Source organism: Lonepinella sp. BR2271 (assembly GCF_051851515.1).
Classification (GTDB): domain Bacteria; phylum Pseudomonadota; class Gammaproteobacteria; order Enterobacterales; family Pasteurellaceae; genus Lonepinella.
The window spans coordinates 90,147-115,396 of the sequence record NZ_JBPDVF010000008.1 but is presented as its reverse complement, the minus strand read 5'-3'; the positions used below and the strand labels follow the sequence as shown (position 1 = coordinate 115,396).

The following is a 25,250-nucleotide window of genomic DNA, read 5'->3' as shown; positions in this document are numbered from 1 at the left end:
TTGTTTAAATGCTTGGTTGTATTTAGTCATAAAAATCTGCACCTTACTTAGTTGGTTATTAGTCCAACTTTTGGGGTGCAGATCATTTTTGCACCGCAGTTTTATCCAATCCACTTCACTCATCCCTTTGCCGTGCGGCAATCCCATACATCAACAAACTCAACACATCTTTTAAAAATTGCTGCTCTTTGCCTTGATAGCATTCGGCGAGTTCGGGATCACGTTTTAGTTCGTCCACTTTGCGGATAAAGACTTCTATCAGTAACACGGGGAAATCATCACGAATAATGCGATTTTTCTGTAATTGGGCGAAGAAATAGTGCATAAATTGGTATTTTTGCTGTTCTAATTGAGCAAAAAATTCGGTGAGTTCTTTGTCCTTATGATGTTGCAAATCATACACCATGGGTTGCGAATAGAGTTTTGTCATGGCTTGTTTTTGCATGTCGAGCATAGCATGAATCACTTGATCGAGGGGCAATTTATCCACAATTAACTGTTCAAATTGTTGATTCATTTCAACAATTTGATCTAAGAAAAGTTGCTTGATTAACTCTCTTTTATTTTTGAAATATTTATAAAATGTCACTCGGCTAATGTCTGCTTGTTGGCAAATATCCCCTACGGAAACACGCTCCCAGCCATATTGAGAAAAAAGTCTTATAGTACAATTTTTAATCAAATTTTGTTTATCCATTTCCCCACCCTATTTGAAATATCACTGTTCCAATAAAAAATATATAAATGATATGAATTATCATTTGCAAAATTACAAAATTTGTATTAAGTTTACAATATTCGTAATTATCAACTAAATTTGTAAACGTTAAATCTCAGATCAACTTTTCAGAAGGAACTTTAATTATGAGTAGATCATCTAAAACACATCCAATATTGCTTGTTAGTGTCTGTTCTATGGCGTTTAATCATACCGCACTTGGGGCAGAAAAGACAGTCAGCAATGAAAATCAATTAGAGCAAATTGTGGTGTCGGGCGAAAAATTTGAACGCTCTACCCACGAAACAAGCTCAAGCCTTGCGGTGCATACCGATAAAGATTTCAAAGAAAAAGCCAATCAAATTTCCATTGCCTCATTATTGCAAAAAACGGCTAATATTTTAGATACGGGAGTCGGCAATGAACTGCCGACCATTCGGGGGATTAACAGTGCTGGCGAAGCCACGGGTGGCGTGGCGTTTTTCGGTGGTTCTCGTCCACGTTTGAATGTGTCTATTGACGGGCGTTCTACCAATTACAACGAATTGGCGTTCGGTACAAAATCCTTGTGGGATATGAAACAGGTGGAAATTTATCGTGGTCCGCAAAGCTATGCACAAGGGCGGAATGCCATTGCAGGAGCAGTGATTATGACCTCCAACGATCCAACCAATGAGTTTGAGGGCGCTGCCAAACTGAGTTTCGGTAATCAAAATTATCGTCAATATGCGGTAATGCTATCAGGTCCATTGGTGAAAGATGAATTGTTATTCCGTTTGTCGGCGGAACGTCAAGGGCGGACGAGTTTTGCAGATATGCCGAATTATGCCGAGGCTGGTGATCCACGCAAATTTAAAACCGATACCATTCGTGCTAAATTATTGTGGTTGCCGTCCGCTTTCCCTGATTTTTATGCCAAATTCACTTATAACTACATTGATTCCCGCTCACCGCAAGCCGAGGGGAAAAGCGGTACTGGCGAAATGCCAGTATGGGAAAATTCATCGCATCATTTTAGTTTTGATACAGGCTTACAACTATCCGACAGTTGGAAATGGGAAAATAAAGTGTTATACACCAAATACACTAATGACCGCCTATCCGCTCCGCCAACACGACGAGGCAACCCTGCTTACCTTGAAGGACATGATATTCAAATTGAACCTGTATTCAAATTTAAATCTCCAGACAACCCTTATTCTGGTTTGATTGGGGCCTATTATTTCCAATCCAAACATGATGAATGGGTCGATATGCACCCACTTTATGGCGGCAGACATAACTTTGACGACAAAAGCACCACCAAAGCGGTTTTCGGTGAAATCACCTATTCGCAAGATTGGTTTGATGCCACCCTATCCGCTCGTTATGAACAAGAACACCATACTCGCCACGGCGGTAACAATCCATTTGTGATTAATCGTGATAAAACTGATAAAGTCTTTTTACCGAAAATTGATGTGGCATGGAAACCAAACTCACAACATCGTTTAGGCGTAAAAGTGGGACGTGGCTATAACCCAGGCGGTGCGGCAGTTACCTTTTTCCCACCGATTGTCAGCTATCAATACGATCCTGAATATGTGTGGAACTACGAGCTTTATCACCGTTGGTTAAGTTCTGATAAACGCTTTGAACTCAACACTAATGTGTTCTACAACCGCTATAAAGATATGCAATTACTCTATGGTAGCCAAATTGATAATGCTGAAAAAGCGATCACTTACGGGGCAGAAATGAGTTTAAATTGGCACGCCACTGAAAATTGGGATCTTTACGCCTCACTCGGTTTGTTAAGAACCAAAATTAAACAATATAGCCAACATCAAGCCTATGAGGGCAACAAATTAAGCCGTTCACCAAATTACACCTTGAGCCTAGGCACAAAATATACCTTGCCGAAAGGTTGGGAAATGGGCGTAGATGCACGTTTTACCGACGGTTATTACTCTAACACTAGCAACACGGCAACAGGTAAAGTGTCATCTTATGCCCATACTGATGCTTATCTAGCCTATAACTTCAAGCTAGGACGAGTGATGTTATTTGCTAATAATATCTTTAACGATCACTCCACTGTTTTTGTAGATCAATACACGGGAGCAAAACAATTACAGCCCCATTTATACGGCATTTCCACCGAATTACGCTTTTAACTAAGGGGAAAATATGAGCATAAAACACGCGGAAATTTGCCGTCCAGTGGAAAAACAACTGCGTATTTCCATGCTGTTGGCGAGCCTCGCCCAACTAATGAAATTATTAATTTGGTTGTTAATGATTGGCATTGTGTACGACGTGGGACAGCAACAATTTCCGCTGTTTTATTTGCTCGGTTTGTTTGTGCTGACGGTATTACATTACAGTTGTAAAATCAAAGCTCACGATCAATCTCATTATTCGGCGTTCCAACTGGAAAAAATCTTGCGTGAACGTTTATCCCAAAAAATCGGTAGCCTGCCATTGGGCGAGGTACAAACCATGGGATCGGGGGCATTATCCAAAGTCTTAATTGATGATGTGCAAGCACTACATGCTTTTGTCGCCGATGCACCGCCCTTAAAAGCGGAAGCCTACAGCACGCCGATTTTTGTCTTGCTCGCCCTCAGTTGGCTGAACTGGCAATTTGCCTTGTCGGTATTATTGTTCTGTTTAGCCATGTTGTTCATTTTGAAACTCATGGTGTCCCGCAGTCAGCCTTTTCGCCGTCAATACGGCGTGGCGTTAACCCAAGTGAATCGTGCCATTATTGAATATGTGCAAGGCATGGCAACGGTTCGCACCTTTGATGCAGGCGAAAGTTCTTACGGGCGTTTTCAACAATCGCTGATTCACTTTAATCAGGTGATTCAAACTTGGTTGCAGTCCATGAAATGGGCGGCTCGCCTCAACCGTATTTTGTTCACACCCATGCCGATTATGATTTTCCTGCTCGCTTTCGGCACAATGTTATATTGGCAAGGCGTGATTTCCATTTTCACCTTGTTTGCCTTTTTTGTGCTAGCCACGGGCTTAATTGAAACCATGCACCCTTATATGGGCTTGTTTCATTTAATGGAAAAATCCCGTGCCTCCATTGAACGAATTAACGACATTGAAACCATGGCAAGTTTACCCGTGAGTGATAATCCACAGTTACCCAGCCACTTTGATATTGCGTTTAAAGGGGTTAATTTTGCTTATGAAACAGAAAAAACTCTCGAAAAAAACACCGCACTTTTGAATAATATGAGCTTTTCCGTGCCACAAAATAGTTTTACGGCGATTATCGGTGAATCAGGTTCAGGAAAAACCACCTTGCTTAGTTTATTGTTACGATTTTGGGATGTCAGCAGTGGTGAAATCTGTATTGGTGGCGTGAATATTAAACAAATTGCCCCTGAACAATTAATGTCGCTGTGTTCCGTGGTGTTTCAGGATAATTTTTTATTTTCAGGCACGATTGCGGAAAATATTTGTTACGGCTTAGACAAGGTGTCGGAACAGGACATGATCAACGCTGCCCAACAAGCCCATATTCACGATTTTATTATGAGCCTGCCACAAGGTTATCAAACCTCCGTGGGCGAACGTGGGCAACTGCTTTCAGGCGGACAAAAACAGCGTTTAACCATTGCCCGAGCCTTTTTGCAAAACCGTCCGATTTTGCTGTTAGACGAACCCACAGCGTATTCTGATGTGGAAAATGAAATCAAATTAATGCAAGCGTTTAAAAACTTAATGCACAACAAAACCGTGCTCATGGTGGCACATCGGTTAAATAATGTGGTCAACGCCGATCAAATTATTTATCTGCAAAAAGGGCAAATTGTGGCACAGGGAACACATCAGGATTTGCTTGAGAAATCTGCCATTTATCAGCAATTATGGCAATCTTACCAACAAGCCAGCCATTGGGTTTTAGGGGCAAGTTCAGAGGCGAAAGCATGAAATTAGACAGCTACATTAATCAAGATACATTCCACAGCAAAGATTTACGCACTTCTTTGTTACATTTACTGAATAGCGCTGCGGATCAAAAAGGAAAATTATTTATCGGCTTGGGCTTAACCGCCATTTCCGCCTTACTATTTGGGGTTAGCATTGCCCTACTCTATCCGTTTTTTCTTAGCCTAGAACAAGCGGATAAAACGCAAACCTATGGCTATCTAGGCGTTATCATGCTGTTATTATTGCTTGCCATGTTGTTACGCATGCAAGCGGAAACCTACGACACCAAAGGCTATTCTCATTTAGCCGTGTATCAATTACGCACCGAACTGGGCGAAAAACTCCGCCGTGTGCCGTTGATTATTTTAAATGCCTTGCGTTCAGGTGAAATTAATGCGGTGTTAGTACAAAGTATCAACGAAGCGGCAAATTTCGCCTTTATGTTGATGACGATTATTCTGTACGCCATGCTGATTCCCTTGGGAACGGCGATAAGCCTGTGCTTTTTTGAGGGCGGTTGGCGATTTGCCCTGTTGATTGTGCTAATTTTCCCGTTAATTATTCCCCTTTATTTATGGCGTAGAAAAGCCTTTCGGCGAGGGTTCAGCATTTTAGCCGAGGCAAATAGCAAACTCAAAGGCGAGGCGGTGGAATTTACTCAAGGGTTGACCGTACTGAAATCCACCTTGCAACTGGCGGATAAACAAAATCTGTTTAATCAAGTGGCGCAAGATGTGGCAGTGATTCAACGTATTGGCACGAAAAAAGGCGAAATCCCCAATTTGATTATCACCTCCACCGTGCAATTCGGCTTGCTGGTGATTTTATTGCTCGGGGCGATTTGGGTGACCACAGGATCGGTGCATTGGTTAATGTTAGCCACCGTGATGGTGATGATTGCCCGCATTGCGGATGTATTGAATTTCTTTGTGCAAATGGCCTCGTTGCTGGAAATTTTTATGATCAGCAGTGAAAAATTACAAGCCTTAATGAGCCTGCCCGAACTGCCTGAACAAACAGCCGAAACCTTGCCAACCCACTATGGTATTCAATACGAACAGGTCAGTTTTACTTATCCAACGCAAAAAAGTGCGGTGTTAAATCAGATAGATTTCACCTTGCCCGAAAAAACACTGACGGCTTTTGTGGGCAGTAGTGGTTGTGGCAAAAGCACCTTGTTAAAATTATTGCTCCGACATGGCGATCCTGAACAAGGGTGCATTAAAATCGGTGGCATGGACATTCGCCACATGAGCCAAAGCCAGTTAATGAGCCTAATTTCCGTGGTGTTTCAAGATGTGTATTTGTTTCAAGACAGTATTTTGAACAATATTCGCATGGCAAAACCTGATGCCGATGACGACACCGTCATTGAAGTCGCCAAACTTGCCCAATGCCACGACTTTATTATGCGGCTACCGCAAGGCTACCACACCCAAGTCGCTGATATTGGCACGAATTTTTCAGGCGGTGAAAAACAACGCCTAGCCATTGCCCGAGCGATTTTAAAAGATGCCCCGATTTTGATTTTAGACGAACCCACCGCCGCACTGGACACCTATAACGAACTCGCCGTACAACAAGCCTTGAATGCGTTGGTCAAAGACAAAACCATTTTGATTATCGCCCACCGCTTATCCACCATTGTGGCCGCCAACCAGATTTATGTGTTGGATAACGGCGGCATTGCCGAACATGGCACACATCAGGAATTATTAGCCCAACAAGGCATTTATGCGGATTTTTGGCGGAAACAGGTTAAGGAATAAGGATACAAAAGATGGAGAATACTCTGAACAAAAATAGACAATGTAGCTGGCAAGAATGGGCATTATTATTTAACGCCTCTAATTTTAAATTTATTATTATCAGCTTTTATATGATCGGGCTGATTACGGTGTTAAAAGACCAAAATATGGATCTCAAACTGATTAGCTGGATTTATTTGTTATCCATTTTTGAAGTGATTAAAGTGGTCATCACGCCGTTATTAGAAAAATTTTATCTCAAATCGGTCGGCAAATTTAAAACATGGTTATTGTTGTCCAGCGGTTTGTTATTTGCGTCCTTTTTGTGGCTGTATTTTATTGATCCGCAACAGAATTTTGGCTTATTGATGTTAATTTGTGCCTGTTTAAGCCTAATGAGTGTCATCTTCGGCTGTGCTACTTTAGGCTTAACCGTGATTTTGCTCCCCGAAAATCAACGTGGCTACGGTGGGGTTTTCCAAATTATCGGCACAAGATTAGGCAGAATGCTGGGCGGTGGCTTATTTTTGTTTATTTATCAACACGATGGCTGGAATATGGCAATTTTATTTATTTGCCTGTTTTCCTTAATCGTATTTCTGCAAGTGCTATTTTATCGGGAAACCAACACGGAAACCATTTCCGCCAACCAATACAGCCTCGGCTTTTTCTTTAAACGCCTGATCCAATTCTGGAAAGCACCGAATACAGGCTATGCTTGGCTAGTGATTTTATTTTTGTCTTGCGTGCCTTACAGCCTGCTCGCCACGAGTTTTGTGCCTAAGCTTTCCAGCTTAAACTGGCAACCGCAACAAATCGGCTTTATGTTGAGCATTGTGATTCCTGTGGTGTCCATTATTTTCACGCCGTTAAGTGTGCCGTTACTGAAAAAACTGTCCCGCCGAACCTTGTTAACATGGGGCTTATTTCTACAAATTCCCGTAGTACTCAGTTTCTATTTTGAGGACTCTTTAATCTATCAGGATTACCTGTTTTCCTTGCCGATTATTTTATTAAGTGCAGGATACAGCATTTTATTCGCCTTGCTGTTAACCATGTTAATGGACAAAGCCGTGTTCCCAACCGTGGACACCGCCTTGCAATTTACCATGATTTTATTAGGCACTTATATCAGTGGATTTTTCTCTCTCCGATTAATTGATGTGATTGATTATCATGGGGTTTATTTGATTTCTACGCTGTTTGCGGTGGCGGTTTGGTGGTTGGCGTATAAGAAATATGATCAATAAAAACGCAAAAATTTTAACCGCACTTTTAATGAGCTAGTGAAAAAGTGCGGTTTTTTTTCATCAATTTTTTGTACGATATTTCAAATAACTCAACACAAACACTAACACCGCTCCTCCACCCACAGCCGATCCTACAAATCCAATATTCGCTAAACCCCAATGTTGCATGACTTGATTACCCACTAACGCCCCTGCACCAATCCCAATATTATAAATCCCAGAGAAAATGGAGGTAGCAACATCCGTGGCATCGGGGGCTAACTGCAATACTCGCATTTGTAAGCCCAAAGTCATGGCGGAAATGCCAATACCCCAGATGAAGATTTGCACGAACAGCAAGGTAACATAATCGCTCACAAGGTAAAAAGTGAGCAATGCGCTAGTGATAATGGTGAGTGCCACGATTACAAAACCCGTTGGGAAAAAGCGATAAAGACGGCTGAATAAAAAGCTGGCAATAAAGCCCGCCACGCCAAAAACTAACAAAATCAGGGTGGCTGTATTCTCACTTAACTGACTGATATTCATCACAAAAGGTTCAATATAACTATAAGCAGTAAAATGGGCGGTGACAATCAACATCACCACAATATAGGTCGCAATTAACAACGGGCGTTTTGCTAATAATGGTAAACTTGACAAGGAACCCGCATTACGGCTCGGTAAACGGGGTAATAAATTTGCTAATACCAACATGATCGCAAATGCCACCACACCAAGCACCGCAAAAGTGGCTCGCCAACCTAACCATTGACCAATAATTCGCCCTATCGGCAAACCTAATACCATGGCCATGGCAGATCCCATAGCGATCATGCCCAAGGCTTGAGTTTGTTTGCCTTTTGGAGCCACTCGCATGGCCATGGCCACGGAAATTGACCAGAAGATGGCATGGGCAAAAGCAATGCCCATACGTGCCAACAATAGGATCCAATAATTCCAAGCTAACACGGATAACACGTGGCTTGCTACAAATAACACAAAGACTTTGAGCAATAAACTTCGCCGTTCTAATTTGGCGGTGGCTAACATTAACGGCAAAGAGGCCAAAGAGACGATCCACGCATAAACCGTGATCATCAACCCCGTTTCTGCCACATCCATGGCAAAACTGTTGGCAATATCTGATAACAAGGCGACGGGTACAAATTCGGTGGTATTAAATACAAAGGCGGCAAAGGCCATGGCCACCACACGAAAATAGCCGATACGTTCGGCTTGTTTAGGGGATAACATTATTTTAATTTCTCTTTAATGAAATTTTTGAGCTGATCACGAAAATTGCGCTGAATGTCTACTTTGTATTCTGGCGATTGGCAGTTGCCAAAAAAATGCACGGGCAAGGATAAGGATTGATAGCGAGGATCTCGCACCGCAATATGGGCTAGAAAATCACAACGACCATGAATTAAATCCACCTTACCTTGACTTTGTAAGGTAAAATATTGATGAGCTAATTTCGCTTGCTCTACTTCAATTTCATCAGGCAACCAATGAAATTTAGCATGAGCAAAATCAAAAGTCGTATCTATATTTTTCATACTTTCATCAATATTCAATGGCACATATTGGCTAATTAAGGTTAACAAATTCAACCCTTTTACTTTGCCATCAATCACATCAAACGCAAACTCGCCTGTACGAGGAATGAAGTTATCGGACACAAGCTGTATATCCACGTTGGCCTTGCCACTTACCAATTCAGTTAACCCAAAACTGGTCAACAATGGTGCTATCGCCACTTTTTCTGCCTGAATTTGCCATGTTTGCGGTGAGGTCTTAGTTGGGGATTGTAGTTGTAATCTAAATTGTGCATCACCTCGTTGACCATGCAAGGTAAATTGTGGCGTAATTGGCGCTAAACCAGCTTGCCAATTACCCAGTAAATGCCCTAAATCTATCTGGTTCAGCTTACCTTGTTGAAAATGAAATAGATACCCAGTTTTTTCAGACCAATGAACTTCCCCATTTTCCCCTAAAAAATCAATATGTTGTGTATTAAGTATTTTTTTATTTTGTAATGTTAGCTCAAGGTTGACATAGGATAAAAGAATACTGTTGCCTTGTAATTGCCAATCACTAGTGATTATCCATTGATCACCTTGATGATTTTTTAACATTGCCGATAAAATCACAGGTGGGAAATCCCCTTTTTGTGCCTTGATTTGATCCAATAGAGTAGAAACGGATTGTTTTCCTCTGAGCGTAAGTAGCAAATCAACTAATATAATATCAGACTTTATCGTGGAAGATGGTTGAACAAATTCCACTTGGTGCATGCCTAGGTTGGAAAGTTGAAGATCACCCGTAAATAAACCTTGCCAATTAAACCAAAATGTTATCGTTTCTGCCTGAATATGTTGTTGATTTGTCAAGGTATAATGCACATTGTCTAAACGCAACGTTAGACGTGGAAATAAGTTGACGTGAAGATTTTCTACTTGCACCGCATTTTCCGCTAAAAGTGCGGTGAAATTTTGGCGAATTTTTTCGCTTTGCACATAAATCAATGCACAACTCGCCAAAATAATCAAAAAAAGTACCGCACTTATTTTTTTTAGCATGGCGTTAATCCTGATTAATACGGCTCGCCACCGCACTTTGTTGATGTTTATATTTGGCATCTTCACGGCTCGTGTAAGGACGAGCCGCAGGGCCACTTAGAATCTCAAAGCTCAAGGCGCCAATCACCATATTTGGACGTAACGCAAGAGGAAGTTTGCCTGAATTGTAAAATTCCAACACAATTTTTCCCTCCCAACCGGGGTCGATACGGTGCGCCGTGACATGCACCATTAACCCTAAACGCGCCAAGGAAGAACGCCCATCTAACCAACCGATCACATTAGCCGGCAATTTCACACTTTCCAACGTGGTGGCCAAGGCTAACACACCAGGGTGCAAATAAAAAGCCTCACCCTCGCCGATAATAATTTCATCACTCATGACCAAATCCAGTTGAGCCGCCACTTCTTCTTTTGGGCCACTCACATCAATAAAGGGGGCGCTGTGTTCACGAAACACACGGAATGAATTGCCCAACCGCACATCAATGGTGGCGCCGTTAATTTTGCTGTTATCTGGACGTGGCGTTAAGGAAATCACGCCCTCATCAAGGTATTTTTCAATATCGGTATCACATAATCGCATCTGGTTTGCTCCTATTTCCCTAATAAATTCAGAATTTGTGCTTTTAGCATATTGATGGCGACCCGATTTTTACCGCCACGAGGAATGACCACATCCGCATATTGCTTAGACGGTTCAATAAATTGCAAAAACATTGGTCGCACGGTTTTACGATATTGCTCAATCACTGATTCCATCGAGCGTCCACGCTCCACCATATCTCGCTGTAAACGGCGGATAAAACAAATATCCAACGGCGTGTCCACAAACACCGACATGGACACTTCCCTACGCACATTTTCATCTGTCAATAATAAAATGCCCTCTAAAATCACGATCTTTTTCGGGGTAAAATGTGTCACCTTTTGCGTTCTGGTATGCTCCACATAGCTATACACGGGAATATCCACCGCTTGCCCCGCTTTCAAGGCTTGCAAATGTTCAATGAGTAATGCTCTATCCATGGAATTGGGATGGTCATAGTTGGTTTTAATGCGGGTTTCAAAATCTAAATGACTTTGATCCTTGTAATAACTGTCCTCCGCAATAATGCCAATATCCTCACAACCCAATTCTTCACACAACTCTTTATGAACCGTAGAGGCAATCAGACTTTTCCCCGAGGCAGAGGCACCCGTAATAGCAATAATAATGCAATTTGAATTTTCAGACATAGTAATCTCGACGATAAAACGATTTGTGTGATTATAAAGAAAAATGGGATTATTTAACAGTTTTTAACCAAACTTTTAAATCTGACAAGACAAATTTTCATTTTTGTGACTTATCTCACAGAATTGAATCCATAAAACCGTTATGATATGCGAGTATTTTAACATGACATTCAACAAAATGAGGTATTCTATGAAATTCAATAAAATTTCTTTTGCCATTTCCACCGCACTCTTAGGTGCAGGTTTAATGCTATCAACACAAGTTCTCGCCAAAGGACGCTTAGTAGTGTATTGTAGCGCCACCAATGAAATGTGTGAAACCGAAACCCAAGCCTTTGGGGAAAAATATGGTGTCAAAACCGCCTTTATTCGTAACGGTTCTGGTTCCACGTTTGCTAAAGTAGAGGCGGAAAAAAACAATCCGCAAGCTGACGTGTGGTATGGTGGTACATTTGACCCACAAGCCCAAGCGGCAGATATGGGTTTAATACAACCTTATGAATCCAAACACATTAAAGAAATCGTAGAAAAATTCCAAGATCCAGGTAAAGTCAAAGGACATTATGTGTCTGCTGTGTATATGGGGATTTTGGGCTTTGGGGTCAACACTGAACGCTTAGAAAAATTAGGCATTAAAGAAGTGCCAAAATGCTGGAAAGATTTAACCGATCCACGCTTAAAAGGCGAAATTCAAATCGCTGATCCACAAAGCTCCGGTACCGCTTACACCGCCATTGCGACTTTCGTACAACTTTGGGGCGAACAAGGTGCGTTTGACTATTTCAAACAATTACATCCGAATATTTCCCAATATACAAAATCGGGGATCACGCCGTCTAACAGTGCAGCACGTGGTGAGGCCACGGTGGGTATCGGTTTCTTACATGACTATGCGTTACAAGTACAACAAGGTGCCAAAATCCAAATGGTCGTTCCTTGCGAGGGAACAGGCTATGAATTGGGCGGTTTAAGTATTATCAAAGGCGCAAGAAACCTTGATAATGCGAAATTGTTCGTGGATTGGGCCTTATCTAAAGAAGGTCAAGAGTTGGCATGGAAAAAAGGCAACAGCCTACAAATCTTAACCAACACCACTGCTGAACAATCCCCAGTAGCGTTCGATCCAACCAAATTAAACTTAATCAATTATGATTTTGAAAAATATGGCGACAGTGCCGAACGTAAACGCTTGATTGAGAAATGGGTTCAGGAAGTGAAGTTGGCGAAATAATTTCTCGTTAAAAGTATTCTCAGGGCGTATTTGTACGCCCTGATGTTTATTAACACATTAATAATGAAAGGAAAATCCGATGAAAATATCTAAACTTGCCGTATCACTCTCGACTTTTTTATTAGGTAGCGTAGCATTAAGCCAAAATGCAATAGCAGATAATGGGCGTTTAGTGGTGTATTGTTCCGCTCAAAATACCATGTGTGAACAAGAAACCTTGGCATTTGAAAAGAAAACAGGGATTAAAACCAGTTTTATTCGTGGCGGCACAGGCAGTATTTTAGCCAAAATTGATGCAGAAAAAGCCAATCCTCAAGGCGATGTTTGGTATGGTGGAACGCTAGATCCGCACTCTCAAGCGGGTGAAATGGGCTTATTGGTTCAATATAAATCCCCTAACTTGCAATTTATTCCTGATGAATTAAAAGATCCAGCTAAAGTCAAAGGTAATTATACCTCCGCCATTTACTTAGGCATTTTAGGCTTTGGTGTGAATACAGAACGCCTTGCCAAACTCGGTATTCCTATCCCAAAATGCTGGAAAGATTTAACCGATCCACGTTTGAAAAATGAAATTCAAGCGGCCGATCCACAAAGTTCAGGAACGGCTTACACCGCCCTAGCCACCTTTGTACAACTATGGAGCGAAGATCAGGCTTTCCAATATTTGAAAGATTTACATAAAAATGTATCGCAATATACCAAATCAGGCAACACTGCTACTCGCAACACCGCTCGTGGTGAGGCTGCTATTGGTGTAGGGTTCTTACACGAACATTCTATTGAGAAAGAAAAAGGCGCACCTGTTGAGCTGATCGTTCCTTGCGAGGGAACTGGCTATGAAATTGGCGGCGTAAGCGTGATTAAAGGTGCAAGAAACCTTGAAAATGCGAAAAAATTTGTGGACTGGGCATTGTCTGCCGAGGCGCAAGAACTCTCTTGGCAAAAAGGTGAAACGCATCAAATTTTAACCAATAGCCAAGCCAAACAATCGCCTTATTCTTTAGATTTCAAATCTATTAATTTAATTAATTATGATTTTGATAAATATGGTGCAAGCGATTTACGTAAACGTTTGATTACAAAATGGGTGGATGAAGTGAAATTGGCGAAGTGATAAAACTTGCTGCAAAAACACCGCAGTTTTGAATTAGGGCTAAGTTTGTATGGACTTAGCCTTGTTTTTTAAAAATGAATATCCCATTGTTTCACCAAAGCAAGACGATTTTTTAATTGCTCAAGCGTAAATCTAATATCATTAAAATTCGGTAAATTCCCATAGACTAACTTACCAAATTCATTTTGGTAAGGGAATTCTAATTGCTCCCATATTGTTTCATCTTTGAATACCAGAGATTCCACAGGATGGTGACTTAGCCATTGGTTATTATTTTTGAAACTATGAATATCATCTCGAGCCACTCTAACTAGCATTTTTTCAAATTCAGGCCCATCAAAAAAACGCCGATATTCTGCCCTGCTCAATAATTGATGAATATCATAAATATGACGTATTTTATTTCTTAGTGCGGTAATAGGGTTGGGATCATAAGAAAAACGAACTAGGCTCATTATTTTTTCACAAAGTGTTCTGCTCGGCATTAACACATTAACTGGAAAATCGCCAAGGTCATATTGCGTTATTATCTCCGATTGATGATTCTTAGCTAAAATTGAACCAATAAGTGAAGATATTTTCTTACTTTCAAAGGGTTCAAAATAGCCCAACCAAGTAGATTCCAATACAATAAAATCTCTGGCTTGAGCATAATCACCACTAAAATAGTGTTGGTAACTATGTGCCGTTTTCCTAATTTTTCCTGTTCTATGAGTTAAATTCTCAATTGGCATTTCTGGCAATTTTTCTGAAATAATTTGCTCAATCTTTTTTAGTTTTTGTTTCGCTTGATTATCGGATTCATTTTGTTCTCGTATGATCACTAAATCAATATCTTCGGAAAATCGATCAATCAGTCCATAACATTTTGCCAGTGACGTACCGCCCTTAAACACAATTTTCGCAGTCATTTCACTAGAAAATAAAACCCACAAAGCATAGGTAACCCAATAATCTTTTTCTACATAGATTGGAAGTATCTTTAAACTATCCGCAGTATATCGAATCGCTTGCTGAAATAATTCAGGATTTTCATGTAATTTCATACTATATTCCATTTATTCGTATTCGGTAAAATCTTATCAACATCAATAAATTGATATGTTGTAATGGGATTCAAGGTATCAAATAGGCTATCTGCGAGCGAATATTGTTGGCAATATTCAAGCATTGCCCCGAATAATGCCCTTGTTGATGGAGGATATTGTAATACAAGGCTTGCCATTGCCTCTTTTTGTTCATCCGAAAAATCATCTAATAGGCTCAATAAACAAGAAACTGCCTTGCTCACGGTGATATCAGGGATTTTCTTTATAAAACGAATACAATCCAAATATTGCAACAACGGAATATTTTGTTGCGTAATGACATTTTTCTGCTGAACAAAATGGATCTTATACTGTAATCGTTGTAATGCTGGACGTAAGCTATTTCGTCCAATTTGAATGACAGAACTCACTTGTGAGCTTAGCCCAAATTGATTGTATATGCTCAAACCTGTTAGGTAACCAATACAGCTTCCATTTTTGTATAAAAAGTCTTTTACTACTTCATTAATCGGAGCTTGCAACTGCCCAAAAATCGTTTTCTCAGGCTTATAAAAGCGACCTTTGGATAATTTCACCAGTTCACCTTTAGCCACTTTTCTATTAAGCATTTTTATCATAGCCTGTGTGCTTGAGCTTTTTTCCAGCTCATTGAATCCAAAAACAATGCCCTTTGGAATCTCTTGTAGCACTTGATTTTTTGAATCGGTATTATTTCTTAACATAAACAATGTCCAGTTTTTTATATAATAAACTGGACATATGATAACAGAATATGGGGGAATTAGGTATTGTTTTTATAGATAAAGTTACCATTAATCAACCCTATCTATGGAAAGTTTCCCTATTAGCACTATACATATATCTACAGTAACATTTTTAACGTATCAACAAACTTCTGATAACGTTGGTATTTCTGCTGATATGCAACATAATGTTCAGGATTAGGGTGATAAATTTGCATTTCTGATACTAAATCAGGTTGTTCAATCACCCCATCAGCTTGCATTGCCATTAATGCAGCCCCTAGACAACCTGTTTCTTCTATATTCGATACTTCTAATCGCAATCCTGATAAATCAGCCAACATTTGCATCCATACCGTAGATCGTGTCGCTCCCCCTGTAACTCTTAAAATATGCGTTTTGGGAAAACGTTGTAACATTCGTTCTAAGTGATACATAAGGCTAAATAACACACCTTCATACACGGCTTGCAATAAATGCATTTTGGTATGATGTGCCTGTATACCATAAAAACCTGCTTGCATGCCAAGTGCTATATTTGAACCATACAAAAATGGAACAAATAAAACCGAACTGGCTGCAGGTGGTAGTTCACTAATTCCCTGATTAATATCAGCATAACTTAATTCCCCAAACTGCTTAATAAACCATTCTAAGTTACCTGACGAAGTAGGACTATCATCGTGAATTATAAATTGATTGGGGTTAATATAACGACCATAAACAAGGGGAACTTTTGGAGAATGTTCAACATGGCCCGTCACACCACTCACTATAGTCCAAGTACCTAATACTACATTTAATTTTTGTTCATCATCTAATGAAGAACAAAGTGCTGTGGATACCACATCAAATAACCCACCAACAACAGGCGTTCCCTCCATCAATCCTGAAAGATCGGCAGCTTGTTTTGTTACATAACCTGCAATTTCATTTGCTTTGACAATTGATGGTAAATAATTAAAAATTTCTTCAATCTCTAATAATTTAGCCAATTCAATATCATATTGGCCTGTATGCAGATTATATAAATTAGATTCTGAAATGTTGGTCTCTTCACAATTTAATTTTCCTGTCAAACGAAAACGTAAATAGTCGTGTGACATTAGAACAGCCCCTATTTTAGAATAGCGTTCAGGTTCATTTTCCTTTATCCAACGTAAAATAGAAACAGGATGTCCAGTCCATAAAGATTGATGAGTAATAGGGTAAAGTTTCTGAGCAATACCATCCTTTTGCCACGTTGTCACAATATCTAAAGAACGTTGATCAGATGATAAAATCGCTCTCCCTAAAGGTATATTGTCTTGATCTAGTAGAAATACACCTTTTCCCTGAGCTGAAATCCCCAACGCTTTAATGTGGCGAGGATCTAAATTGCTTTCTTGAATGGTTTGGCGAATAACCGTAGCACAAGTATCCCATAACGCTTCCATATCTCGTTCAACATAACCCGCTTGCTCATTAATAGCCGCTATATTTTTCCGCTGAATAGCGTAAATTTTTCCAGTTTGATCAAATAAGGCAGCTTTAATAAATGTGCCACCGCAATCTATGCCAAGATAATAATTCATTATTTCTCCCAATAAATAAACAAAAGTGCGGTTAAATTTAACCGCACTTTACCTTTAAAAAATATTAATAATTTTTAGATTCATTTTTGTCCACAACAACTGGATCGACATAATAGACTGCGGGGATTGGCTCTTTATGAATTTGTTTCAATGCATGTTCAATCGCTATTGCAACTTGTTTTTTAGGAAGTTGATCAATCGTATTCTGCATTTTACCTTGTTTTACATATTCAATAGCAAGAGGAATACCATCATAACCCGTAATTAATACTTTACCGCCAAAACCTGCATTTTCCACGGCGGTCACTACGCCTACTGCCATATTATCATTGGCAGCAAAAATACCGTTAATATTTGGATTCGCTGTCAACATATTGGTTGTAACGTTTAAAGCTTGCTCTGTTTCCCAGTTAGCTGATTGTGATGCCACAATTTTAATATTAGGGTATTCAGCAAATGCTTTCAATGCTCCACCTTTGCGTTGTTCTCCGTTATCAACACCAGGAATACCTTCTACAATAGCAACATTACCTTTACCACCTAATTTTTCAGCAAGATTTTTAGCGGCTAAATAACCGCCATTGAAATTATCAACACCAACATAATTAAAATTCAATCCTGCTGCTTTGGCTGCATCGGCATCTAATCTCACATCCAAATCAATAATAGGAATACCTGCTTTTTCTGCTTTTTGGAAAGCTGGAATGAAAGCAATAGAATCATTTGGTGTCACAATAATAGCATCTACTTTTTTCGCTATCATATTTTCAACCAAACCAATTAATTGCTCGGTAGAGTCTTCTTTTTCAGCAACCTGAATGATTAAATCAACATCTTTCTGTTTCGCTGTTTCTTCTGCTCCCTGTTTCATTGAGATGAAATATTCATTACTCAATGTTTTCATTAACAACGCAATTTGTGGTTTTTCAGCTGCATAGCTTATCGCTGGAAACAATGCTGCTATTGCTGTCAATTTTAGCACCTTTGTTAAAAATTTAGATTTCATAAATAACTCCTTATGTAAGTTTGGGATAATATTTATGATATCTTAAACCATTCTATTTTTTAAAACCGTGATCAAGATCACAGTTTTTGATCAAAATATAATTTATTATAAACTCATTGGATACCTGAACTGTAAGAGGTTGAAAAAATGAACAACAATACAATCCTTTCAATAAAAAATATATCTAAACAATTCTTTGGTGTTACAGTACTCGAAGATATTAGCCTTGATATAAAATCAAGTGAAGTGCTTTGTCTGATTGGTGAAAATGGGGCTGGCAAATCAACTTTGTGTAAAATTATTGCAGGAATCTATCAAGCAGATAGTGGAAATATGGAGATTTATAATAAAACATATCATCCTATTTCAGTCAAACAAGCTCAAACTATGGGAATAGGCTTTATCCACCAAGAGTTAATGCTAGTACCTCAACTAACTGTATTAGAAAATATGTTTTTGGGTAATGAAGAGCAAACAAAATTTGGCAAAATGGATTGGAATATGATGGAAAGTAAGACTCAGTCCATTATTAATGAATTGGAACTTGATATTCATCCATATGATAAAATTGCTGATTTATCAATTGCCCAACAACAAATGGTAGAAATAGCGAAAGCTATTTTAGGCAATTACAAAATTATTATTTTTGATGAACCTACATCCTCTATTTCTCGTAAAAATACTGAAGTTTTATTTAAAATCATTCATCAACTTAAAGCCAAAGGTGTAGCAATGATTTATATTTCTCATCGTTTAGAAGAATTTAAATTTATTTCAGATCGAGTAACCGTTTTACGAGATGGACGTATTACGGGAACAATGAATTACAACGATACATCACCAGAAGAAATTGTTAAATTAATGGTGGGAAGAAATGTAGATTTTTCTCAATATCAGCGAGAAAATCATTTTTCACAAGAAAAGTTACGAGTAGAAAATCTTTCTAATCAATATATTAAACCACTTTCATTTAAAGTCAACAAAGGCGAAATTCTAGGTTTTGCTGGACTAGTGGGTTCAGGTAGAACTGAAATTTTACGAGCAATTTATGGAGCAGACGAAAGCACTGGTAACATTTTTATTGATAAAAAATTGGTAAAAATATCTTCTCCGGAAGATGCTGTAAAACATAATATTGGATTTATCACTGAAGATCGTAAATCTCAAGGTTTAGTGTTAGGAATGAATATACGAGAGAATATTACACTCCCCATATTAAAACGTTTTTGGAATATTTGGAAGTTGAATAAATCTGAAGAAAGAGAAATTGCAGAAAAACACCGTTCAAAATTACGAATAATGTCAAAAAGTCAAGATCAACAAACAAAAACATTGTCAGGCGGTAATCAACAAAAAGTGATTATTGCTCGTTGGCTAGAAAGTGGTGCTAACATTTTGTTTTTTGATGAACCTACTCGTGGAATAGATATTGGGGCAAAATCAGAGATTTATGACTTGATGTATCAATTTACTGAACAAGGTGGAAGTATCATTATGGTTTCATCCGATCTGCCTGAACTTATTACCATATCTGATCGGGTTATAGTAATGAAAAATGGTGAAATGGTTGCTGAAATATCTGATCGTCAAGAAATTAATGAAGAAAATTTAATGCATTTTATGATTGGAATCTAATAAGGAGTTAATAATGTTTTCATTCAAAAAAATAATGTCTAAATTAGGAATTGCTTTAGTGCTATTCTTTATGATTATAGGAATGTCACTTTCATCTGACGCATTTTTATCAACAAATAATATTTTAAATATATTACTTCAGGTTTCAGTCATTTGTGTCATATCTGTTGGTATGACTTTTGTTATACTAACAGGTGGAATTGATTTATCTGTGGGTTCGATAGTCGCCTTGAGTGCCGTTTGTTTGGGCTTGTTTACACACTGGGGAATGGCTCAACTAGGCGAAAATCCTACAAGTACACAAATAACAATGGTTGTAGGTTTATCTATTATTGGCTCTATCGTGATAGGTGCATTATGTGGGTACATTAATGGAATGGTTATTGTCTATGGCAAAGTAACACCTTTCATCACCACGTTAGGTATGATGGGAATTGCTAGGGGGTTAGCTCTTACTCTTTCTGATGGTAAAACAATCTATAATTTCCCTGAACAATTACGTTTCTTTGGTAATGGACAAATAGCAATTACTGAAAATTTGCATATTCCCGTCCCTGTAATTATCGCATTAATTGTCGTTTTGATTAGTTTTTATACGTTAACACAAACTGTATTTGGACGACAAATTTATGCCTTAGGTGGGAATCGTGAAGCAGTTCGACTATCGGGCATTAATGTCAATAAATTAGAAATAAAAAGCTATACTATTCACGGTGCATTAGCGGCTATTGGTGCAATCATTTTAGTTGGACGTCTTAATGCCGCTCAACCTATAGCCGGCAATGGTTATGAGCTTGATGCAATTGCCGCCACAGTTATTGGTGGGACAAGTTTAATGGGTGGAATAGGTTCTGTTATCAGTACATCTATTGGGGCTTTAATTATGGGCGTACTACAAAATGGCCTAACACTATTAAATGTAACATCTTATTTACAACGTTTAATTATTGGTCTAGTTATTGTTTTAGCCGTATTTTTAGATCAATTGAGACGTGGGGAAGTTTCAACCGGGAAATTTAAACGTTTATTTTTCAGACAATAAATATGTTCTGCTCGTTATTACGCATTATTCTTTAACTAACAATTACAATGTATGGCTAACTCATAGCCATACATTGTACACAAATAAGGCATTTGCGTTCGTAAAATGTTTGCGTTATTCAGTTTGTGATCTCCATCACAGAATTAAATTTTAAAATAAAGTATCATCGCACCTGTTTTTTTCACATTGAATTAAGCGAGTTATGTCGTGCTATACGGCAACATCATACAAATTGAATGATGTATCTCATACAAAAAATGGAGATAATATGTATTCCGCAAAAACACCTTTTACACAAACAACCCCATTTTGGTTGTTGCTATCTTTAGTCGCCTTTCTGGTGTTACCATCACAAGCCTTGGATTATGGCTTGCTAGAAAGTACCGCCGATGAATTTTATGATGCAATGGGCTGGTCGTCTGTTAATTTGACGATTTTATGGTTTTTGCCCTTAATCGGCTTTTTGATCATTCCAAAATGCAATTTATCCACCGAAAAACAAGCCAAAGCCGAACTTGCTTTAGTGGCGTTTACCTTTTTGTTTTTGTTTATCACCGCAATGATTTACAAGGTTTCAATGGGTTATTCGGTGCTAATTTTAATTTGCACACTGTCAGCGTTAGCCACCTTTGCGTTGGCTAAACTCAAAGTGATGCAAGGGGATAAATTTATTATCGGCTCAATTTTGGCAATTGTCCTATTGATTTTCTTCTTTATTGTCTATCCAACGGTCGCCATTTTTATTTCGATGTTTTATGACGGCGATACCTTTGCACCGCAACAAGTTTTGCGAATTTTAGGACAAAGCTATATTGTTCGGGTCATCACCAACTCCCTTGCGTTATCCACGTTTGTTGGTTTAATTTCCACCATTTTTGGTTTGGCATTTGCCCTTTATACCACTCGTATTGCCAGACGAACTGCATTTATTGGTAAAATTTTCTCGATTTTGCCGATTGTAACACCTCCATTTGTGGTCGGTCTTGGGGTAACCTTGATGTTGGGACGTTCAGGCTATGTAACGGAATTTTTGAGCGACTATTTGGGTTTCACCGATCATAACTGGCTCTATGGCTTTAACGGCATTGCGTTGGCACAGATTTTAGCCTTTACGCCAATGTCCTTTATGTTGTTAGACGGTGCATTGAAATCCATTCATCCGTCCATTGAAGAAGCATCTTATACCTTGCGTGCCAATCGCTATCAAACATTCTATAACATTATTTTCCCACTGCTCCGCCCTGCCTTGGCGAACTCATTTTTGATTGTATTTATTCAATCCTTGGCGGATTTTAGTAATCCGTTGGTGTTGGGCGGTAGCTTTGACGTGATTGCGACCCAAATTTATTTCTATATTGCAGGTTCACAGTTAGATTATGCGTCTGCGAGTACCTTGGGTTCAATGTTATTAATCTTCTCACTACTCATTTTCGTGGTGCAATATATTTGGATCGGCAATCGTTCTTATGTAACGGTATCAGGCAAATCCTATCGTGGCGATGTGCAAGAATTACCAAATGGCTTGAAATGGACAATCGTAGCGATATTAGCGTTCTGGATTGTGTTTAACTTGGCATTATACGGCAGTATTTTCTACGGCAGTTTCACCGTCAACTGGGGGGTAGATTACACCTTAACCACGAGAAACTATGCCTTATTATTTGGTCAAGGCTTAAGTGATGGCGCATGGCCATCTCTACTTAATACCATGTTCTATGCTGGTATTGCGGCACCTTTAACCGCACTTTTCGGTTTACTGATTGCTTATGTGGTGGTTCGCAAAGACTTCCAAGGCAAAAAAACGTTGGAATTTCTAACTATGCTCTGCTTTGCCGTGCCAGGGACAGTGGCCGGAGTGTCTTATATCTTAGCCTTTAATGATGCTCCAATGTACATCACAGGCACTAGCATTATCGTGATTATTTCTATGGTCATGCGTGACTTGCCAATCGGGATGCGTGCGGCGATTGCAGGTTTAGGGCAGTTGGATAAATCCCTTGATGAAGCATCGCTTTCCTTGAAAGGCAGCTCGTTCAAAACCATTTGGTATATTGTGTTTCCGTTGTTGAAACCTGCGTTATTGTCCGCTCTGGTCACCAGTTTTGTGCGTGCAATGACCACCGTGAGTGCGATTATTTTCTTAGTCACCGCCGATACTCGTGTGGCAACTGCCTATATTTTAAACCGTGTCGAAGACGGTGAATACGGCATTGCCATTGCGTATGGATCGATTTTAATCGTGGTGATGATGGCGATTATCTTATTCTTTGACTGGATCGTGGGCGACACTCGCATTTCTCGTTCCAAAGCGAAAAAAATGAATTAATTTTAAGGTTGTAAATTATGAGTCAAGATTTCTTAGTATTAAAAAATATCACCAAAGCCTTTGGCAAAGCGGTTGTTATTGATAATTTAGATTTAACCATTAAACGTGGCACCATGGTGACATTACTTGGTCCATCTGGTTGCGGTAAAACTACCGTGTTGCGGTTAGTGGCAGGATTAGAAAACCCGACTTCTGGGCAAATTTTTATTGATGGCGAAGATGTGACCAAATCGTCTATCCAAAATCGGGATATTTGTATCGTATTCCAATCCTATGCGTTATTTCCACACATGTCTATCGGCGATAACGTGGGCTATGGCTTGCGGATGCAAGGTGTGAGCGGCGAAGAACGCAAACAGCGTGTGAAAGAAGCCTTGGAATTAGTGGATTTAGGCGGTTTTGAAGATCGTTTTGTGGATCAAATTTCAGGCGGTCAACAACAACGTGTCGCCTTGGCTCGTGCTTTGGTGTTAAAGCCAAAAGTGCTGTTATTTGATGAACCCTTGAGTAACTTGGATGCCAATCTTCGCCGTTCTATGCGTGAAAAAATCCGTGAATTGCAACAACGTTTGGGCATTACCTCCCTTTATGTGACCCACGATCAAACCGAGGCTTTTGCGGTGTCGGATGAAGTGATCGTCATGCACAAAGGCAAAATTATGCAAAAAGCCCCAGCCAAAGAACTATATTTACGCCCTAATTCCTTATTTTTAGCTAACTTTATGGGCGAAAGTAGTATTTTTGAGGGAACAGTTACACAAGATCAAGTGACCATTAACGGTTATCAATTCCATTTACCGAACACCGCTCAATTTGGTTTACCAGATGGTGAATGTTTGGTCGGTGTACGTCCTGAAGCCATTCACTTAAAACACAGTGGCGATCCTAGCCAACAATGCCAAATTAAAACGGCGGTATATATGGGTAACCATTGGGAAATTGTGGCGAATTGGGGCGGAAAAGATTTATTGGTGAATTGTAATCCAGAAGATTTTGATCCTAATGCGGAAAATGCCTTTGTGCATTTAAGTGAACATGGGGTGTTTTTATTGAGAAAAGAATAATTGTTTGTAAAGGTGCGGTGAAAAATAATGATATTTTTTAACCGCACTTGAGAGAACTACCCTAAAAAGGAAAAATTATGGCACAAAAAATCATTCTCGACTGCGATCCTGGCCATGATGATGCGATTGCAATTTTACTGGCTCACGGTAATCCAAACATTGATTTATTGGCGATCACCACGGTAGTCGGCAATCAAACCATTGACAAAGTTTCTCGCAACGCTCTAGCGGTGGCAGAAATTGCCAACATTCGTGGCATCCCTATTGCCAAAGGGGCAACCCGTCCGTTAGTGCGAGAAGTGGAAAATGCACCGAGTATTCATGGTGATTCAGGCTTAGATGGTCCCGTTTTGCCGAATCCTCGCCAATCATTAAGCGAAAAGCATGCGGTCAATTTAATCATTGATTTAATTATGTCGCACCCTGAAAAAACCATTACTTTAGTGCCAACAGGGGGATTAACCAATATCGCTTTAGCCGCTCGCCTTGAACCTCGAATTATTGATCGGGTGAAAGAAGTGGTATTAATGGGCGGTGGTTATCATACGGGCAACTGGTCAGCAGTGGCAGAATTTAATATTAAAATTGACCCCGAGGCGGCTCACATTGTGTTCAATGCGGGTTGGAAAGTCACCATGGTCGGCTTAGATCTTACCCATCAGGCCTTAGCCACGCCTGATGTAGTACAACGCATTGCTGATATTGGCACGCCTGTTTCTCAATTTGTGGTGGAATTATTAGACTTCTTCGGGCGAATGTACAAAAAGAACCAAAACTTTGATTCCCCACCGGTGCATGATGTTTGTGCGGTGGCTTATGTGATTGATCCTACATTGATTGAAGTGCAAAATGTGCCGGTCAATATTGAACTCACAGGCACGCATACGCTAGGTATGACAGTTGCGGATTTCCGCTATCCGCCCAAACCTAGCAATACGTTTGTGGCTAAAAAATTGGATAAAGATCGTTTTTGGGACTTAGTGATTAATTCGATTAAAGGGATTTAATTTATTT

20 protein-coding genes are annotated in these 25,250 nt (G+C 39.5%); 11 read left to right on the top strand and 9 right to left on the bottom strand.

Annotated features, from left to right (window positions below; genetic code table 11):
* Positions 1-115: 115 nt before the first annotated feature.
* On the bottom strand, positions 116-697 hold the full coding sequence (locus ACTG7X_RS07830; RefSeq protein WP_439257947.1) for a TetR/AcrR family transcriptional regulator: 582 nt from the start codon (positions 695-697) through the stop codon (positions 116-118).
* Positions 698-864: 167 nt separating this feature from the next.
* Here ACTG7X_RS07830 and ACTG7X_RS07825 point away from each other — a divergent pair, with 167 nt between their 5' ends.
* The 4 genes from ACTG7X_RS07825 to ACTG7X_RS07810 are packed head-to-tail and all read left to right on the top strand — an operon-like array spanning position 865 to position 7,646.
* Positions 865-2,874, top strand: coding sequence for a TonB-dependent receptor (locus ACTG7X_RS07825; protein ID WP_439257946.1), 2,010 nt, complete (start codon positions 865-867; stop codon positions 2,872-2,874).
* A 13-nt stretch (positions 2,875-2,887) separates the two neighbouring features.
* Entirely contained in the window at positions 2,888-4,648 is a 1,761-nt protein-coding gene (locus ACTG7X_RS07820; protein ID WP_439257945.1) for an ABC transporter ATP-binding protein, read from the top strand.
* Positions 4,645-6,417: an ABC transporter ATP-binding protein gene (locus tag ACTG7X_RS07815; RefSeq protein WP_439257944.1), complete on the top strand. Its 1,773-nt coding sequence runs from the start codon at positions 4,645-4,647 to the stop codon at positions 6,415-6,417. The genes ACTG7X_RS07820 and ACTG7X_RS07815 overlap by 4 nt, the downstream gene beginning before the upstream one ends.
* A gap of 11 nt (positions 6,418-6,428) precedes the next feature.
* Entirely contained in the window at positions 6,429-7,646 is a 1,218-nt protein-coding gene (locus tag ACTG7X_RS07810; RefSeq protein WP_439257943.1) for an MFS transporter, read from the top strand.
* Between the two features lie 60 nt (positions 7,647-7,706).
* On the opposite strand, the gene ACTG7X_RS07805 is transcribed toward ACTG7X_RS07810, so the two are convergent.
* The 4 genes from ACTG7X_RS07805 to udk are packed head-to-tail and all read right to left on the bottom strand — an operon-like array spanning position 7,707 to position 11,449.
* Positions 7,707-8,882, bottom strand: coding sequence for a sugar transporter (locus ACTG7X_RS07805; RefSeq protein ID WP_439257942.1), 1,176 nt, complete (start codon positions 8,880-8,882; stop codon positions 7,707-7,709).
* On the bottom strand, positions 8,882-10,210 hold the full coding sequence (locus ACTG7X_RS07800; protein ID WP_439257941.1) for a hypothetical protein: 1,329 nt from the start codon (positions 10,208-10,210) through the stop codon (positions 8,882-8,884). The genes ACTG7X_RS07805 and ACTG7X_RS07800 overlap by 1 nt, the downstream gene beginning before the upstream one ends.
* A gap of 4 nt (positions 10,211-10,214) precedes the next feature.
* Positions 10,215-10,796, bottom strand: a complete 582-nt coding sequence (dcd, locus tag ACTG7X_RS07795) for a dCTP deaminase (RefSeq protein ID WP_439241884.1) — start codon at positions 10,794-10,796, stop codon at positions 10,215-10,217.
* 11 nt (positions 10,797-10,807) lie between these two features.
* Entirely contained in the window at positions 10,808-11,449 is a 642-nt protein-coding gene (udk, locus tag ACTG7X_RS07790) for a uridine kinase (protein ID WP_439241886.1), read from the bottom strand.
* A gap of 190 nt (positions 11,450-11,639) precedes the next feature.
* On the opposite strand from udk, the gene ACTG7X_RS07785 reads away from it, so the two are divergent.
* On the top strand, positions 11,640-12,680 hold the full coding sequence (locus ACTG7X_RS07785) for an ABC transporter substrate-binding protein (RefSeq protein WP_439240808.1): 1,041 nt from the start codon (positions 11,640-11,642) through the stop codon (positions 12,678-12,680).
* Positions 12,681-12,759: 79 nt separating this feature from the next.
* Positions 12,760-13,797 carry an ABC transporter substrate-binding protein gene (locus tag ACTG7X_RS07780; RefSeq protein ID WP_439257940.1) on the top strand — a complete coding sequence of 346 codons (1,038 nt, stop codon included), beginning with the start codon at positions 12,760-12,762 and terminating at the stop codon, positions 13,795-13,797.
* A gap of 68 nt (positions 13,798-13,865) precedes the next feature.
* Here the strand turns inward: ACTG7X_RS07780 and ACTG7X_RS07775 are convergent, their stop codons facing one another.
* From ACTG7X_RS07775 to ACTG7X_RS07760, 4 genes are all read right to left on the bottom strand, one after another.
* Positions 13,866-14,843: a nucleotidyl transferase AbiEii/AbiGii toxin family protein gene (locus ACTG7X_RS07775; protein ID WP_439257939.1), complete on the bottom strand. Its 978-nt coding sequence runs from the start codon at positions 14,841-14,843 to the stop codon at positions 13,866-13,868.
* Positions 14,840-15,568, bottom strand: a complete 729-nt coding sequence (locus ACTG7X_RS07770; protein ID WP_439257938.1) for a DUF6088 family protein — start codon at positions 15,566-15,568, stop codon at positions 14,840-14,842. Before ACTG7X_RS07770 ends, ACTG7X_RS07775 begins: the two co-directional genes overlap by 4 nt.
* A gap of 140 nt (positions 15,569-15,708) precedes the next feature.
* Complete coding sequence (locus tag ACTG7X_RS07765) at positions 15,709-17,163, bottom strand: FGGY-family carbohydrate kinase (protein ID WP_439257937.1); 1,455 nt, start codon at positions 17,161-17,163, stop codon at positions 15,709-15,711.
* A 64-nt stretch (positions 17,164-17,227) separates the two neighbouring features.
* Entirely contained in the window at positions 17,228-18,169 is a 942-nt protein-coding gene (locus ACTG7X_RS07760; protein ID WP_439257935.1) for a sugar ABC transporter substrate-binding protein, read from the bottom strand.
* Between the two features lie 147 nt (positions 18,170-18,316).
* On the opposite strand from ACTG7X_RS07760, the gene ACTG7X_RS07755 reads away from it, so the two are divergent.
* The 5 genes from ACTG7X_RS07755 to uriH all read left to right on the top strand — a co-directional run bounded on the left by ACTG7X_RS07755 (position 18,317) and on the right by uriH (position 25,243).
* Positions 18,317-19,804: a sugar ABC transporter ATP-binding protein gene (locus ACTG7X_RS07755; RefSeq protein ID WP_439257934.1), complete on the top strand. Its 1,488-nt coding sequence runs from the start codon at positions 18,317-18,319 to the stop codon at positions 19,802-19,804.
* 13 nt (positions 19,805-19,817) lie between these two features.
* Positions 19,818-20,846, top strand: coding sequence for an ABC transporter permease (locus ACTG7X_RS07750; RefSeq protein ID WP_439257932.1), 1,029 nt, complete (start codon positions 19,818-19,820; stop codon positions 20,844-20,846).
* A gap of 268 nt (positions 20,847-21,114) precedes the next feature.
* Positions 21,115-23,172 (top strand): ABC transporter permease, encoded by a 2,058-nt coding sequence (locus ACTG7X_RS07745; protein ID WP_439257930.1) that lies wholly within the window; start codon positions 21,115-21,117, stop codon positions 23,170-23,172.
* Between the two features lie 17 nt (positions 23,173-23,189).
* On the top strand, positions 23,190-24,236 hold the full coding sequence (gene fbpC / locus ACTG7X_RS07740) for a ferric ABC transporter ATP-binding protein (RefSeq protein ID WP_439257929.1): 1,047 nt from the start codon (positions 23,190-23,192) through the stop codon (positions 24,234-24,236).
* A 77-nt stretch (positions 24,237-24,313) separates the two neighbouring features.
* A complete protein-coding gene (gene uriH / locus ACTG7X_RS07735; RefSeq protein ID WP_439257928.1) occupies positions 24,314-25,243 on the top strand; it encodes a uridine-preferring nucleoside hydrolase UriH in 930 nt (309 codons plus the stop codon).
* Positions 25,244-25,250: the final 7 nt, after the last annotated feature.

Bases quoted from the DNA above. Each gene is read 5' to 3' on its own strand.
- ACTG7X_RS07770 (WP_439257938.1), bottom strand. From the start codon at position 15,568: ATGTTAAGAAATAATACCGATTCAAAAAATCAAGTGCTACAAGAGATT.
- ACTG7X_RS07815 (WP_439257944.1), top strand. From the start codon at position 4,645: ATGAAATTAGACAGCTACATTAATCAAGATACATTCCACAGCAAAGAT.
- ACTG7X_RS07745 (WP_439257930.1), top strand. From the start codon at position 21,115: ATGTATTCCGCAAAAACACCTTTTACACAAACAACCCCATTTTGGTTG.
- ACTG7X_RS07825 (WP_439257946.1), top strand. From the start codon at position 865: ATGAGTAGATCATCTAAAACACATCCAATATTGCTTGTTAGTGTCTGT.
- ACTG7X_RS07750 (WP_439257932.1), top strand. From the start codon at position 19,818: ATGTTTTCATTCAAAAAAATAATGTCTAAATTAGGAATTGCTTTAGTG.
- ACTG7X_RS07800 (WP_439257941.1), bottom strand. From the start codon at position 10,210: ATGCTAAAAAAAATAAGTGCGGTACTTTTTTTGATTATTTTGGCGAGT.
- ACTG7X_RS07805 (WP_439257942.1), bottom strand. From the start codon at position 8,882: ATGTTATCCCCTAAACAAGCCGAACGTATCGGCTATTTTCGTGTGGTG.
- ACTG7X_RS07810 (WP_439257943.1), top strand. From the start codon at position 6,429: ATGGAGAATACTCTGAACAAAAATAGACAATGTAGCTGGCAAGAATGG.
- ACTG7X_RS07820 (WP_439257945.1), top strand. From the start codon at position 2,888: ATGAGCATAAAACACGCGGAAATTTGCCGTCCAGTGGAAAAACAACTG.
- ACTG7X_RS07760 (WP_439257935.1), bottom strand. From the start codon at position 18,169: ATGAAATCTAAATTTTTAACAAAGGTGCTAAAATTGACAGCAATAGCA.
- ACTG7X_RS07830 (WP_439257947.1), bottom strand. From the start codon at position 697: ATGGATAAACAAAATTTGATTAAAAATTGTACTATAAGACTTTTTTCT.
- dcd (WP_439241884.1), bottom strand. From the start codon at position 10,796: ATGCGATTATGTGATACCGATATTGAAAAATACCTTGATGAGGGCGTG.
- uriH (WP_439257928.1), top strand. From the start codon at position 24,314: ATGGCACAAAAAATCATTCTCGACTGCGATCCTGGCCATGATGATGCG.
- ACTG7X_RS07755 (WP_439257934.1), top strand. From the start codon at position 18,317: ATGAACAACAATACAATCCTTTCAATAAAAAATATATCTAAACAATTC.
- ACTG7X_RS07780 (WP_439257940.1), top strand. From the start codon at position 12,760: ATGAAAATATCTAAACTTGCCGTATCACTCTCGACTTTTTTATTAGGT.
- ACTG7X_RS07765 (WP_439257937.1), bottom strand. From the start codon at position 17,163: ATGAATTATTATCTTGGCATAGATTGCGGTGGCACATTTATTAAAGCT.
- ACTG7X_RS07775 (WP_439257939.1), bottom strand. From the start codon at position 14,843: ATGAAATTACATGAAAATCCTGAATTATTTCAGCAAGCGATTCGATAT.
- ACTG7X_RS07785 (WP_439240808.1), top strand. From the start codon at position 11,640: ATGAAATTCAATAAAATTTCTTTTGCCATTTCCACCGCACTCTTAGGT.
- fbpC (WP_439257929.1), top strand. From the start codon at position 23,190: ATGAGTCAAGATTTCTTAGTATTAAAAAATATCACCAAAGCCTTTGGC.
- udk (WP_439241886.1), bottom strand. From the start codon at position 11,449: ATGTCTGAAAATTCAAATTGCATTATTATTGCTATTACGGGTGCCTCT.